The organism is Bacillus sp. PSXD-155 (assembly GCF_049310765.1).
Taxonomy (GTDB): domain Bacteria; phylum Bacillota; class Bacilli; order Bacillales; family Bacillaceae_G; genus Bacillus_A; species Bacillus_A cereus.
Genome location: NZ_JBMOWC010000003.1, coordinates 301,663 through 317,155 on the forward strand (window position 1 = coordinate 301,663; position 15,493 = coordinate 317,155).

The window sequence follows — 15,493 nt, forward strand, 5'->3', positions numbered from 1 at the left end:
AGTAGATGGGGAAAATTCGCAAACTCGATGACCAACTCTCTAACTTAATTGCGGCAGGGGAAGTAGTAGAGCGCCCTGCTTCAGTCGTAAAAGAACTTGTGGAAAATTCTATCGATGCGAATAGTACATCTATTGAAATCCACTTAGAAGAAGCTGGGTTATCGAAAATTCGTATCATTGATAACGGTGATGGTATTGCAGAAGAAGACTGTATCGTCGCTTTTGAACGCCATGCGACGAGTAAAATTAAAGATGAAAACGATCTGTTTCGCATAAGAACACTCGGTTTCCGCGGTGAGGCATTGCCGAGTATTGCCTCTGTTAGTGAATTAGAATTAATTACTAGCACAGGTGATGCGCCTGGTACACACCTCATAATTAAAGGTGGAGACATTATAAAACAAGAGAAAACTGCGAGCCGAAAAGGAACAGATATTACAGTACAAAACTTATTCTTTAATACACCAGCGCGTCTTAAATATATGAAAACCATTCATACGGAGCTCGGGAATATTACAGATATCGTGTATCGTATTGCAATGTCACATCCAGAAGTATCGTTAAAACTGTTTCATAATGAAAAGAAATTGCTTCATACATCAGGTAACGGTGATGTAAGGCAAGTACTTGCATCGATTTACAGTATTCAAGTTGCGAAGAAGCTTGTTCCAATTGAAGCTGAATCTTTAGACTTTACAATTAAAGGCTATGTAACATTACCAGAAGTAACAAGAGCATCTCGTAATTATATGTCAACGATCGTAAATGGTCGTTACGTTCGAAACTTTGTACTAATGAAAGCAATTCAGCAAGGATACCATACATTACTGCCAGTCGGCCGGTATCCAATTGGCTTCTTATCGATTGAAATGGATCCAATGCTAGTTGACGTTAACGTACATCCAGCGAAGTTAGAGGTTCGTTTTAGTAAAGAACAAGAATTGCTAAAGCTGATCGAAGAAACATTGCAAGCTGCATTTAAAAAAATACAGCTCATTCCAGATGCAGGCGTAACAACGAAGAAAAAAGAAAAAGACGAAAGTGTGCAAGAACAGTTCCAGTTTGAGCATGCAAAGCCGAAAGAACCATCTATGCCGGACATTGTTTTACCAACTGGCATGGATGCAAAACAAGAAGAACCGCAGGCTGTGAAACAGCCACCACAACTGTGGCAACCGCCGAAACAAGAATGGCAACCACCACAGTCGCTCATAAGAGAAGAGCAAAGTTGGCAACCATCCACTAAACCGATAATCGAAGAACCAATTCAAGAAGAGAAATCGTGGGACAGTAATGAAGAGGACTTTGAACTAGAGGAATTAGAAGAAGAAGTTCGGGAAATAAAAGAGATTGAAATGAACGGGAATGACTTACCACCACTTTATCCAATTGGACAAATGCATGGAACATATATTTTCGCTCAAAATGAAAAAGGCTTATATATGATTGACCAGCATGCCGCGCAGGAACGTATTAATTATGAATACTTCCGTGATAAAGTAGGAAGGGTAGCGCAAGAAGTACAAGAGTTACTTGTACCGTACCGTATTGATCTATCTCTTACTGAATTTTTACGTGTCGAAGAACAGTTAGAAGAACTAAAAAAAGTCGGGCTATTTTTAGAACAATTCGGTCATCAATCCTTTATCGTCCGCTCGCATCCAACATGGTTCCCGAAAGGACAAGAAACAGAAATTATCGATGAAATGATGGAGCAAGTTGTTAAACTAAAAAAAGTTGATATTAAAAAGTTACGTGAAGAAGCAGCCATTATGATGAGCTGTAAAGCATCCATTAAAGCAAATCAATATTTAACGAACGATCAAATATTTGCTTTACTTGAGGAACTTCGTACAACAACAAACCCATACACATGCCCACACGGAAGACCGATTCTTGTGCATCATTCTACTTATGAGTTGGAGAAGATGTTTAAGAGGGTTATGTAGAGTGAATAAAATTACTTTTCAAAAGGGAGCAACATTTACTGTTGCTCCCTTTTAATATGTAGATTTAATTGTTAAACGAAAATAAGGTGGAGTAATTTTGCAGTTTATTTCTTGGTTGCGTTAGCTTAAATTTATCTATGTATAAAAAAGCGCTGTATACAGCACTTTTTAAAAGGTGCATGAATTGTATAATAAAGATTTCTACATTACTAACCAAATAACTATGCATGGCCAAATGTTGCTTCTTATTTGGCTAATTGTTATAAGGATCTATACAATTATTTATTTTTATTATTATTGATTTTTTCAGTGTATAGAACTTGCTCTTTATAGTGCTTCTTAATTGGAAAGTTATGTGTACCTGTCCCGTTCTTGAATTTTTTGTCAATGGGGTTCTTTAGAGGAACTGTTGTAGTTTCAGTAAATTCATATGGGTAATTTATTTTAGATTTATCTTCAAACATGAAAATGCCTCCTTTTAGGATCTCCTAAATTCTTTACTATAACATGATATGCATATAGATATTTTTTGGACTAGTTATTTATATAGGTTAATGGAATTTAATTACATAACTACTGAAACATTTTAAAGGAAAACAATTTGAGAAAGAAATGGTATGAATAGCTGTTGGCTCTTATTGTTGTTTTTTTGTTTGACAGCACAGTGAATTATGTATATAAATTCAATATAGATTGTTTTTATAATATGGTTTATATGGGATTTTCCTGATAATATAATGTGGAATATTATAGTGTTATTAGGTTATTAGGAACATTTAATGCTGTTTCATAACTGAAAGGGAATTGAAAAAAAACTGAAACTTTTCTCATAAAAATTCAATCTAACTTGAAAAATGAAAGGAAAATGAAATTTTCCAAAAGATATTCTTTGTTAAGATAAAAAGCATACATACAAAAAGTATTGACATATCTTAAAAATGTATTTTCAAGATATAGTGGGGGAAAAGATGAGATTAGAAAAACAATTAATAAAAAAAATGTATTATGAAACATTCCTAATGGAGAATGGAACAAAACCAACTCTTGACGTACTTGGACAAGCTTATGTAAACGAAGAAAAAAATGAGATTTCTGATGGGTCTTATATTCGTTTTGCACAAGGTGAATTTTATTATCGTCATCAAGATTTTGAATCAGCTATTTTTAAATGGGAGAAGGTTAGTAATGAATTAGCACCATGGGCACAAAAAAATATTGCGGATGCTTATTTCGAACTTAATCAGTTATCATTTGCTGAAAATATTTATACTTCTATTACCACTGATAATAAAATATTGATGACCGAAATTAGACTACAATTACTTTCTCTTTACATTGAGCAAAATAATTTTGAATCAGCTTTCGGTGTTATTAAAGAAGCAGTTTCTTTAAATCCTGATTATCCGAATGTCACAAAAATTGCCCGTTCCTTTTATGAGGAACAGCAAGATTTTGATAGTGCAGTAGAGCTTGCTGTGAATGAGTTAATTCGCATAGAATCGTATCCTTGGTTTGAGGTGTTAAAAGGATATATCGATAAAGGGTTTACTAAACATATTTCACCAGACTATTTTTATGATGCATTAGCTACATTAAATAATGTAGATCAAGTACAATTTACGCAAATGGTTTCATCACTCTGGAACAGTTATAAAAATGAAAAAAATTACTTATTGTGGCTTAACACAATAAATGAATTTTTCTTACATATTGAAATACATTCGTCCGATATATGGAACAAAGTTTCTGCTCTTTACGAAGAAACGTACTTTGCATTAATTCAAGGTCAATATACGCTTAGACAATTAAATGATATCATACCAAATCTGTTAGCAAATTGGTTAAAGGTAGTCAATCCATCTTATGCTGTATTTCCATCTGCAGCTGTATTGGCATGGGATGAGATTTTCCCTTCCAAAATAGATTCAGCAAATATAGAACATGCGGAAAACTTACTGTCACATTCTATTAATCATGTAAATGGCTTAGAGTACAGCTTACACCTTTTTGAATCTATTACACAATGGGCACAAAAGCACAATATAGAAATAGGTCACCGATTTAAATGGCTAGTTGACGAGCTCGCAGATTTAAGAACAAATCGTATTTTAGTAACGGGAACTTCAGGAAATGGAAAAACTACATTTATTAACTCTATATTAGGAGAAAATATATTAGAAAAATCAATTTCAAATATAGTAGTTTTAAAAAATGATGCTCATATAGAAATAAACGCTATAACAGACTCAGCAATTACAACAACGGAAGATGTCTCTGATTACCATAATATGATGTCTCAGCACCATCAAACATATAGAGATAGAGCGTGTGTTGAATTTAAATTACCATGCAGATTTTTAAATGAAAATAAACTTACATTTGTAGTGACACCTGGCTTTAATAGGAATAACGACACTAGAGATGAAATATTCGAATATTTAAATTCTGTAGACGAATTACTATTCGTATTGAATGCGGATTCACCTTTTACTGATAAAGAACGTGACATTCTATTAAGTATTCAAGAACATACGCCAAATTTACAAATTCATTTCTTATTAAATAAAATCGATAACATTTACAGTGAAGCAGAAGTGAAAAGGGTATTACATGATACGGCAACGAGAATAAACACATATTTCCCGCATGCGAGAATTTTCCCTTATTCTTCGTTATATACAAGTAGTCAACAATTAAATGATTTAACTGAGTTTATTCATTTTAACTTTAATCATAAACATATAGATGCAGAACGTACTGAAAAGTTATTATATTTCATTCGAAAAACAATTACATATCTTTTGGATAAACGTGTTGAGAAAGAAAACAATCTAGTGGATGCTATTAATTGGAATGAAGATATGCTAGTGAAACTAAACGGTAGCATTAATAACCTTACTGCATTTGAGCGGGAAAAAATTCATCTCATTACACAATCATATCGTTCAATGAAAACTGAAATTACAAATGATCTTACTGAAAATATTCCGAAGATATTAAAGAGCTGTTCTAATTTAATTAGTGAAGAAAGTGATTTCGGGCACATGGATACGGAACTAAATAAAGCAATGAATGAAAGAGTGCATAAATATTTAGAACAAACTGTATTACCTAATCTTGCTCTTTCTATGCAAAATTGGATTGCAACTTCTAATAATGAGCTTCTTCAAAGTCAAACGTATTTAGAAGAACTTAGTGAAGGGCTTAATTCACTATTTGGAGAAAATAGAATACAGTTAGAATGTGACTTTAAAGTGCTTGATGACTGGCGCAGAGATACTGACAGGATGACGACTAGAATACAAATGGATGAAGTAAATATTTTACGTCGATTTACGCCAGCACAATTTTTACTGAAAAGTGCCGGTAAATTATTTGGAGTTCTTCCTAAAAATAAATCTATGCTATATAACAAATACAAACAGTATGTAGAAAATGAAGATTATACTGAGGTAACGGCTTCTATTATGAAGAAATTTTTCTTGCAATTTGAGCTGTTTGAAAACACACAAGAGCGAGATATTAATATATTCTTTAGGAATCCATTTAACTCCTTAAAGCAAGCTGTAGAAAACACGCATATAGAAATACAAGAAAAACAAGAGATATTACATAAGATGAAATCAAATCCTGAAATCTATCATGATTCTATCATGCTCTTTGAATTGAGATTGCGTCAATGTGAAGTAATTTTAAATATTGGTAATGATAATACCTATACGGATGTAGCTTTAGAAACAAGCGTAGAATAAAAGAAAAAGGGAGCAACTGTAATAAGTTGCTCCCTTTTTCATATATAGATTATTTTTCTGTTTCTTTAATTTTAGTTTGTACTTCGCCAGTTTTAATTTTATTGCTTTCTGAGAAGCGTAATAAATCGCCTTCAATAATTTTGTCAGACATTCGTAATTCATTTTGGGCACGTTTAATGAGGGCTTGAGCTTCTTTTTTTGGTAAATCTACAATTTCACCTGTTATACGGTCGTAGAAAGTGTTGTTTTTGTATGCATACTTATCTGTAACGAAGCTACCATCACGTAAAACAACAAAGCCAGTATATTCATCTGAAAACATATCATGGCCAAAACGAATATCATTCGTAGAATCAACACCTAATAAATTTAGAATAGTAGGTTTCATATCGATTTGTCCCGTAGGCTTTGAAATAGTTTGACCTTCTGTTTGTCCAGGAATATGAATATATAAAGGCGTACGTTGTAAATTTAAAGTATCAAATTCTGTTATTTGCTCTTTTTCTAAAAACTGTGCCATTGCACGATTATGTTTTTCGGAAATACCATAATGATCACCGTATAACACAATAATAGAATCATCGTAAAGCCCCTCGGCCTTTAGACGTTCAATAAATTTTTTAATTGATTCGTCTAAGTAACGTGCTGTTACGAAGTAACGATCAAATACGCCATTACCAGAGTTGTATGGTTCAATGAATTTTGTATCTTCATCATACGTAAATGGATAATGGTTTGTTAAAGTGAGGAAACGAGCATAGAATGGTTGATTAACAGTTTTTAATATATCTACTGATTGATCAAAGTATTCGATATCTTTTAATCCCCAATTTAAATTTGTTTCTGGTGTAATTTTGTAATCAAGCTCATTATAGTAACGATCATAACCAAGAGCAGAGTACATGATATTACGATTCCAAAATGTTGCGTTATTCGCATGGAATACAGAAGTGAAATAACCTTGCTGACGTAAAATTTCTGGAGTCGCAGTATAATCATTGTTACCGTGTGTGAAGAATACAGCCCCTCGATTTAATGGATACAACGACGTATCGATTAGAAATTCAGAATCGGATGTTTTCCCTTGACCAGTTTGATGGAAAAAGTTATCAAAGTAATAACTTTCATTTATGAATTCATTTAGGAATGGTGTAACTTCTTGCCCATTGACTGATGCTCCTATTAAGAAGGTTTGCAAGGATTCAAGAGTGACTACAATTACGTTTTTTCCTTTCGCTACACCAAACATATTAGGGTTTGACTCGCTTTGGTTTGCTTTTACGTAGTTTTCAGTTTCTTGTAATTTACTACTATCAGCAAGCGCTTTTTGTGAACCGGCTTTTACTTGCAGTGTTAAGTCATATACTTGGTGAGTATATAAGCCTAAATTTTTGACAAGCATTACTCGGTCGAATGATCTCGTTAATAATTCGGGGCGCTCTTTTTCTGCAAGATGTAGATTCGCAAAGAATACACCAATTGTTAAAAGAAAGTATAACAAGCGTGTAGAATGAGTTACACGTTCGGTTTTAAAGACCAATGATTTCTTTTTTAATAAAATAAAGAAGAAAACAATGTCTACGAATGCGAGTATAATTTTGTAGTTTAATATTTCTATAATACTGCCGCCTAATTGTCCAAAGTTTGAGGTTTGTCCAAGTACTGGTAATGTAACGAAATCACTATAAAAATCATAGAACATTACATTTCCAACGAGTATGATTGTTAATAAGAAATTAATACATAGCGCTATATAATTTCGCTTTTCACCAGTTGAAAATAATGCTAATCCAACAAATGCTAATGATGCGGCTAGAGGACTAATAAACAAAATAAGCTCTTGCGTTGAAGACTCGATTTTTAAATCAAAACTGAATCGCGTAATAAGATATGTTTTTAACCATACTGCTAAAGCCATTATTATAACAAAGCTTATATTTTGCATTTGTAAATTTATTTTATTCTTCATTTTTACACCTTCTTTATACAATTTATTTAACTGAAGTTATATATTATGTTTTTATAACTATTAGAGTGTAATGAACCATTTAGACTCTGTTTTTTAAAGGGAATAATTTGAAGTATTCATATACATACAATGGGGATTTTTAAAGCGTAGTAGCATAAATATAACTCTTTTTGAGAAACGGGCAGAACAAGTCATAGTTGTAGTGAAATTGACTTATAGACATCCTACCATATTAAACACTATGATGATGTTACAAAATATCGAACAAATGAAAGTGAAAATGGATAGAGACTTTTAAAACTGTTGACATTCAATTTATTAGAATTGAATACCAACAGTTTTAAATATGTAGTTATATTACATATGTATCTTGTAAAATTCCGATTTTTTGTCGGTTAATCATTAGCCGGGAAGGATAGGAGGGCTTATTAATATATTTTTACTATATAAGTAAAGTGTTTTGAAATTAGGAATATTTGACTAGAATCTTAATGATAGAAATTAAATGTCAGATAAGTACTTTCCAACATACAGACCACTTGCAGCTGCTTGAGATAATGAGTGCGTAACGCCTGAACAATCTCCAATTAAAAATAGCCCATGTATACTAGTCTCAAAATGATTATTAATTTTTATCGTAGGAGCATAGAACTTTCCATCAATTCCATATAGTAAAGTATGTTGATCAATAGGTTCTTGTATAAATTGTTCTAAACGTAATAAAAATTCTTTGAGCCCTTCAATATATAATTGAGGAATTTCTTGATTCAAATCTCCATAATCCCCCTGTAGTGTAGGCTGTATACGGCTATGTTCCATGCTGTTTTCCGCCGTAGGTTGTTTCTTTAGTAAGTCCTCTAAGCGCTGTATAACAATCCGATCTCGTCCTTGGTTAATGCCTTTAATAATTGAACTTGCGTATACATTTGCTTCTTTGAGAGTTGGAAAATAGCGAGGAATAAATAAAGTGAAATTTAAATTAGAAGTGCCAGTTCCTTGCTCTCGAAAATTTTGACCGTCAGGCATAACTAAACCTTCTTCGTACTTTCGAATGATGCGTCCTTTTGGATTCATACAGTAAGTAGTTGCTGTGAAATGCTCACCTTGATAAGAAAGTTTTGTTTCAAAAGTATCTTTTAATATAGAACGTAATTGATGTTCTTTCATTTCTACTCTAATCCCTAAATCTACACGTGTTTGCTCCTGAGAAATATTTAGGGAACTGCACATTTCTTTTAACCAATCGGCCCCAGAGCGCCCAGTTGCAAATACTAGTTGCTTAGTTTGAACTGTTCCTTGATTTGTATCTATTGTAAAATGGTCTTCCTGTTTCAGAATATGTTGTACATCTATATGAAATTGGATCTTTATTTTCGTCAGTAAAAATTCATAGAGCTGCTGAAAAATGTTACTGGAAAGTGTAGTACCAAGATGTCTTACTTCTGTTGTTAGCATTTGTAAACCACACGCTTCAGCTCTCTTAGTGAGACTTGAATTTTCAGTAGAATATTTTGAAACCGAACTTCCACCAAACTGACATAGAATTTCATCTACTTCAGCCATGAGTTGTATAAAACCCTCTTTACCGACTTTTTTCTCAAGTTCTCCGCCAAATCCGTTTGTATAATTAAATTTCCCTTCAGATTTGCCTAAACCACCAAACCCGAAATATTTATCACATGTAGTACAATTACACACTTTTCCTTCGTCTAAAGGACAATGGCGATCTTCTAGCGCTTTACCTTTATCAAGAATTAAAACTTTTTTGTTACTTTTAGCTAGTGAATAAGCCATAAAAATGCTACTTACTCCAGCGCCGATAATCGTAACATCATACATATTCTTCCACCTGCTAACGAATAGTTTGTTTTTTATTTTTCTAGTGTATAACAATTTTATGAAGTTAAGAAATAGCTTTTATTAATAAAGTGGGAGTTTTTGAACTTGATGCTTTATTAATTTCTACGAGTGGTGGAGTAAATACAAAAATTTTTATTTGAAAGAAGAAACAGTTTAAAAAATAACTATGTCATATGATTAATAACATCTTACATAGAAAAAAACAGACCTTTTAAGTGAAGAGGTCTGTTAATGATTTTAAATCTTATTTAGCAAACACATGATTACCAATTACTGCTACTGTTTGACGTGTCGTAATCCACTTGTCCGTTGATGTTTTTGGATTGTAGAAATAAATCCAGTCTGAATCTACTCCATTTGTGGAGATAGCCTCTTCTACAGCCATTTTTGCTTCTGCACTTGCAGGTTGATTAATTCTTCCATCTGTAACAGGAGTAAATGCATATCCGTATTTAATAGGTTCATAAATAACGCCTGTTATTGTATTTGGAAAACCTTTTGCATTTACACGATTTAGTATAACTTTGGCTACTGCTACTTTTCCTTTATAGGATTCGCCACCTGCTTCAGCGGTAACTAAGCGTGCCATTAAGTCTTTTTCTTTTTGTGAAATACTTGAGTTGATTTTTAAATGTTGTCCTGTATAAAGCTTGTTTCCGACTGTATTGTTAATTTGTTTTATAGATTGGACAGTGACATTGTAACGCTTTGCTATCGTTTCTAATGAATCTCCCGGTTGTACTTGATAAATAATTTGTTCAGAAATGTTCGCAGGCTTGGCGTTTTGAGGAACAGTGATTTCATTTGATTTCACGGACCCTGGAATATGTAACTGTTCGCCAATAAAGGTTTTATCGTTTCCTTTACCTTTATTATTAGCCTGTTTAATGGATTGTATTGAAACTCCGTATTGTTTACTAATGCCCCAAAGTGTATCGTTCTTTTTTACTGTATGAATGGTAGAAGCTTCAGCTGTACTTTGACTACATACGAATGTAATTGCGGCCGCAGATAAAGGAATTATATGTTTTATTTTTAGTAATTTCATTGTAAATCCTCCTAAGAAAAAATTAAGGTGAAACGATTAAGTAATGTAGTTTGAAATGTGTATATGCGTAATATATTAATGTAAGTATATTAGCACATATAAAATAAATAATCACTATAAGTTTCATATTCGTTTAGTGTAGAGTCAGAATATGAAATATTGCATATGAAAATACATTGAAGTTCATATTTCTGATTACTATAATCTATTTAGTAGAAAGGGAATACGTTATAGAATTAATCATTATAGATTAATATAATGATTAATAATTATTAATAGGAGGATTGATGTAATGAAAATATTTCAAAAAATGTGTGCGTCAACTGTAATCATTACAACACTTTTAGGAACAGGAGGCACTATCAATAGTGTATATGCTGATTCTATAGAACAGCAGAGTAAATTAGGGATAGAACAAGAAACAGATAAGCAAATCATTGTAAAATTTAAAGCGAATTTGGATTTGCCATATGAAGATGGTATTGAAAAACAAATACAATCTCAAACGAATGATAAAGTAATAAAAGATCTTTTGACAGAATATCCAGATGTAACATTTACTCGTTTATTCACATCTGTAAGCCCGGAACAAATACAAAACCTTGAAGTGAAAGCACCTAATCATGTATCTACAAGTCTATTAAACTACTATATTCTTCAAAATCAAAATAGTGGGTATGAAGAAGAAATAGTAGATAAGTTAAAGGCATCTTCTTTAATAGAAGATGCGTATATGAAGAAACAAGAGAAAATAATGCCACCTGAAGTGCAATCATCAAGTGTAGCTCTTAATCCTAATAACAATCCTAGATTTAAAAAACAAGGTTATCTTGAAGCAGCCCCATACGGTATTAATGCGCCTTTCGCCTGGGGAATTCAAGGCGGTAATGGAAATGGTATTACTTTTGTTGATATGGAATACGGATGGCTATTAAATCATGAGGATTTATTACATCAAAATATTGAATTAATGTCTGGAAGAAATATAAATCAGCATGTCGGTCATGGGACGTCTGTACTAGGAATTGTATCCTCTGAGGACAATGAAGTCGGGAATATTGGGATTGCGCCAAAAGCGAAAGCAAAGGTTATCTCTCAAATAAGAGATAACGGACAGTATAATACGGCTGATGCAATATTAAGCGCTGTAAATCAGTTAGAAGCTGGGGATGTTTTATTATTAGAGGCGCAAGCATCCTTTGATGGATATGGTGATAAATATTTACCTGTTGAAGTACAACCAGATATTTTTGATGCAATTCGTGCTGGTACAGATAAGGGAATTGTAATTATAGAGGCTGGAGCAAATGGGTGGAATGATTTAGATCAGTTCAAAGATAGAAAGGGTAAGCAAGTCTTAAATCGTAATAGTAAAGATTTTAAAGATTCGGGTGCAATTATGGTAGGAGCTGGCTCTTCATCTTTCCCTCATGAACGTATGTGGTTTTCGAATTATGGAAGCCGTATTGATGTGTACGGATGGGGAGAAAATGTAGATACAACTACAGCCGAGCAAAGTAGAAGTGCTGTAAATCTTTATACTTCAAGCTTTAGCGGAACATCTAGTGCTTCGCCAATTATTGCTGGGGCAGCGACTTTAGTACAAAGCATTGCTAAAGAACATTTAGGACAACCATATAGACCAAGTGAACTAAGAGCAATATTAAGCAACCAGAGCACAGGAACAAAATCTAAAGATCCATATGCAGATAAAATTGGTGTTTTACCAGATTTGAAGTCTATACTAGTAAACTTAGGTTATGAACAAAGAAAATCAAACGGTGGAAATGAGTTACAAGTAACAGAAAATGAACCAAACAATGAGCCTAGACAGGCAAATAAAGTTAACTTTCATACACCGGTGAAAGGAACGCTACATACTAGTGATAGAGTAGATGTATTTACTTTCCAAATTGACTCGCCGGAAAATATTAATATTTCTCTACTAAATGAACAAAATATCGGAATGACATGGGTACTTCATCATGAATCAGATTTAAATAACTATGTAGCATATGGTGAAAATGAAGGAAATGTAGTTAAAGGAACTTATAATGCAAAGCCAGGGAAATATTATTTATACGTCTATAAATATGAGAATAAAGATGGTTCATATGTATTGAACATAAAATAAGCAAAAGGAACTTCAGATGAAGTTCCTTTAAATTTTTCTAATTTAGTATATGTGAATGATTTTTTAACTTTACTTCTATGCAATATTTCATATTGATGAAATGTTATTTATTTTTTATGAACTAGCTTATATTATATTCAATAAGTTTGATGTAAAAACAGAAAAAGTGAGGGATAATAATGAGCAATAAGAAGTTAATTTTGAAATTATTCATATGTAGTACAATATTTATCACATTTGTATTTGCTTTACATGATAAGAGAGTAGTTGCAGCTAGCTCTGTTAATGAGCTTGAAAATTGGTCAAAATGGATGCAACCTATACCTGATAATATCCCGTTAGCACGAATTTCAATTCCAGGAACACACGATAGTGGGACGTTCAAGTTGCAAAATCCGATTAAGCAAGTGTGGGGAATGACGCAAGAATATGATTTTCGCTATCAAATGGACCATGGATCTCGCATTTTTGATATAAGAGGACGTTTAACAGATGATAATACGATAGTTCTTCATCATGGGCCATTATATCTTTACGTAACACTGCATGAATTCATAAATGAAGCGAAACAATTTTTAAAAGATAACCCGAGTGAAACAATTATTATGTCTTTAAAAAAAGAGTATGAGGATATGAAAGGGGCAGAAGGTTCATTTAGTAGTACGTTTGAAAAAAATTATTTTGTTGATCCTATCTTTTTAAAAACAGAAGGAAATATAAAACTTGGAGATGCTCGTGGGAAAATTGTACTACTAAAAAGATATAGTGGTAGTAATGAATCTGGAGGATATAATAATTTTTATTGGCCAGATAATGAGACGTTTACCACAACTGTAAACCAAAATGTAAATGTAACAGTACAAGATAAATATAAAGTGAATTATGATGAGAAAGTAAAATCTATTAAAGATACGATGGATGAAACGATGAACAATAGCGAGGATTTAAATCATCTATATATTAATTTTACAAGCTTGTCTTCTGGTGGTACAGCATGGAATAGTCCATATTACTACGCTTCTTATATAAATCCTGAAATTGCAAACGATATAAAACAAAAGAATCCTACAAGAGTAGGCTGGGTAATTCAAGACTACATAAATGAAAAGTGGTCACCATTATTGTATCAAGAAGTTATAAGAGCGAATAAGTCATTAATAAAAGAATAAAGATGATGAGAGTAAGAAGCGATAAAATATATCGCTTCTTTTTCTTTTCCAATAACCAACAATAGAAATTGTACTTTTATAATAGAAAAAAATAAAAACATAAGATATAATCATACATATAAAATTTGTACCTATAAATTTTATATATGTGAATGAATTTGATTTGTTGTAATGAAATGGAGGTATATACTATGAAGTTTCCACATGATTTTTTATTCGGAGCTGCTTCAGCTTCTTATCAAGTAGAAGGTGCATGGAATGAAGATGGAAAAGGTGTTACGAATTGGGACGAGTTTTCAAAAATTCCTGGCAAAACATACAATGGAACAAATGGTGATGTAGCTGTTGATCATTATCATCGATATAAGGAAGATGTTCGCTTAATGGCTGAGATGGGATTAGAATCGTATCGTTTTTCTATTTCTTGGGCGAGAATATTGCCGACTGGAGATGGAAAGGTAAATGAAAAAGGGATTGAATTTTATAACAACTTAATTGATGAATGTTTAAAATACGGGATTGTGCCGTTTGTCACTTTATATCATTGGGATTTACCATTACCGTTAGAAAAAGATGGTGGATGGACGAATAAAAGAACAGCAGAGGCTTTCGTAAAATATGCAGAAACTTGTTTTAAGGCATTTGGTGACAGAGTTAAGCATTGGATTACTTTTAATGAGACAGTAATGTTTTGTGGATTAGGTTATTTAAAAGGTGCACATCCACCAGGAATCCAAAATGATGTTCCAAAGTATTTTCAAGCGACTCATTATGTATTTTATGCACATGCGAAAACAGTTGCGGTGTACAAGCAGCTGAAACAATATGGTGAGATTGGGATTACACATGTTTTCTTACCTGCTTATAGTGTGGATGATCAAAAAGAAAATATACGAGCAGCAAATCATGCGAATGAATATGAAACGTATTGGTATTATGATCCAATTTTAAAAGGCGAGTATCCGTCTTATGTTGTACAACAATTAAAGGAAAAAGGATGGACTCCTAATTGGACGGTTGAAGAATTAGAAATCATTAAACAAAATGCAGAAGAAAATGATTTTATTGGCTTGAATTATTATCAACCAATACGAGTAGAAAGATACGATATGGATATAAAGAGTGAGGAACATTCTCGAGAAAACTCAACGCTTGCTCCAGGTAACCCTTCTTTTGATGGTTTTTATCGAACAGTTAAAATGGATGATAAAACATATACAAAATGGGGATGGGAAATATCTCCCGAAGGTTTCTTAGAGGGATTGCATATGTTGAAAGCGCGTTACGGTGACATAAAGATGTATGTAACGGAAAATGGACTTGGTGATGAAGATCCAATCATTGACGGAGAAATTGTAGATGTTCCGAGAATTAAATTTATTGAAGCGCATTTAAAAGTAATGAAGCGTGCAATTGAAGAGGGAATTAACTTAAAAGGTTATTATGCATGGTCAGTGATTGATCTTTTAAGTTGGTTAAATGGATATAAAAAGCAATATGGCTTTATTTTTGTCGATCATAATGATAACTTAAAACGTAAGAAGAAACTTTCGTTTCATTGGTATAAACGTGTGATCGAAACGAGAGGGGAAGAGTTATAACAGATAAAAGA

The 15,493-nt window shown here is 32.7% G+C and carries 9 protein-coding genes; 5 read left to right on the forward strand and 4 right to left on the reverse strand.

The genetic code is table 11. From position 1 onward, the window contains the following. The first annotated feature begins 5 nt into the window (after positions 1 to 5). Positions 6 to 1,949 (forward strand): DNA mismatch repair endonuclease MutL, encoded by a 1,944-nt coding sequence (gene mutL / locus ACO6VI_RS04335; RefSeq protein ID WP_023522824.1) that lies wholly within the window; start codon positions 6 to 8, stop codon positions 1,947 to 1,949. Positions 1,950 to 2,227: 278 nt separating this feature from the next. On the opposite strand, the gene ACO6VI_RS04340 is transcribed toward mutL, so the two are convergent. Then, the gene (locus ACO6VI_RS04340; RefSeq protein WP_000461138.1) at positions 2,228 to 2,413 is read right to left on the reverse strand and encodes a hypothetical protein; all 186 of its coding nucleotides are present in this window, start codon (positions 2,411 to 2,413) and stop codon (positions 2,228 to 2,230) included. Between the two features lie 504 nt (positions 2,414 to 2,917). Here ACO6VI_RS04340 and ACO6VI_RS04345 point away from each other — a divergent pair. Further along, positions 2,918 to 5,701, forward strand: coding sequence for a dynamin family protein (locus tag ACO6VI_RS04345; RefSeq protein WP_063548431.1), 2,784 nt, complete (start codon positions 2,918 to 2,920; stop codon positions 5,699 to 5,701). A gap of 49 nt (positions 5,702 to 5,750) precedes the next feature. Here the strand turns inward: ACO6VI_RS04345 and ACO6VI_RS04350 are convergent, their stop codons facing one another. From ACO6VI_RS04350 to ACO6VI_RS04360, 3 genes are all read right to left on the reverse strand, one after another. Next, the gene (locus ACO6VI_RS04350; RefSeq protein ID WP_422423003.1) at positions 5,751 to 7,670 is read right to left on the reverse strand and encodes an LTA synthase family protein; all 1,920 of its coding nucleotides are present in this window, start codon (positions 7,668 to 7,670) and stop codon (positions 5,751 to 5,753) included. A 501-nt stretch (positions 7,671 to 8,171) separates the two neighbouring features. Further along, positions 8,172 to 9,509 (reverse strand): NAD(P)/FAD-dependent oxidoreductase, encoded by a 1,338-nt coding sequence (locus tag ACO6VI_RS04355; RefSeq protein ID WP_023522822.1) that lies wholly within the window; start codon positions 9,507 to 9,509, stop codon positions 8,172 to 8,174. A gap of 265 nt (positions 9,510 to 9,774) precedes the next feature. Next, a complete protein-coding gene (locus ACO6VI_RS04360; RefSeq protein WP_063548427.1) occupies positions 9,775 to 10,578 on the reverse strand; it encodes a cell wall hydrolase in 804 nt (267 codons plus the stop codon). Between the two features lie 292 nt (positions 10,579 to 10,870). On the opposite strand from ACO6VI_RS04360, the gene ACO6VI_RS04365 reads away from it, so the two are divergent. The 3 genes from ACO6VI_RS04365 (at position 10,871) to ACO6VI_RS04375 (ending at position 15,482) form a co-directional block, all read left to right on the forward strand. Then, complete coding sequence (locus tag ACO6VI_RS04365) at positions 10,871 to 12,712, forward strand: S8 family peptidase (protein WP_000689202.1); 1,842 nt, start codon at positions 10,871 to 10,873, stop codon at positions 12,710 to 12,712. A gap of 179 nt (positions 12,713 to 12,891) precedes the next feature. Then, positions 12,892 to 13,881, forward strand: a complete 990-nt coding sequence (gene plcA, locus ACO6VI_RS04370; protein WP_063548425.1) for a phosphatidylinositol diacylglycerol-lyase — start codon at positions 12,892 to 12,894, stop codon at positions 13,879 to 13,881. 191 nt (positions 13,882 to 14,072) lie between these two features. Further along, a complete protein-coding gene (locus tag ACO6VI_RS04375) occupies positions 14,073 to 15,482 on the forward strand; it encodes a glycoside hydrolase family 1 protein (RefSeq protein WP_000671631.1) in 1,410 nt (469 codons plus the stop codon). Positions 15,483 to 15,493: the final 11 nt, after the last annotated feature.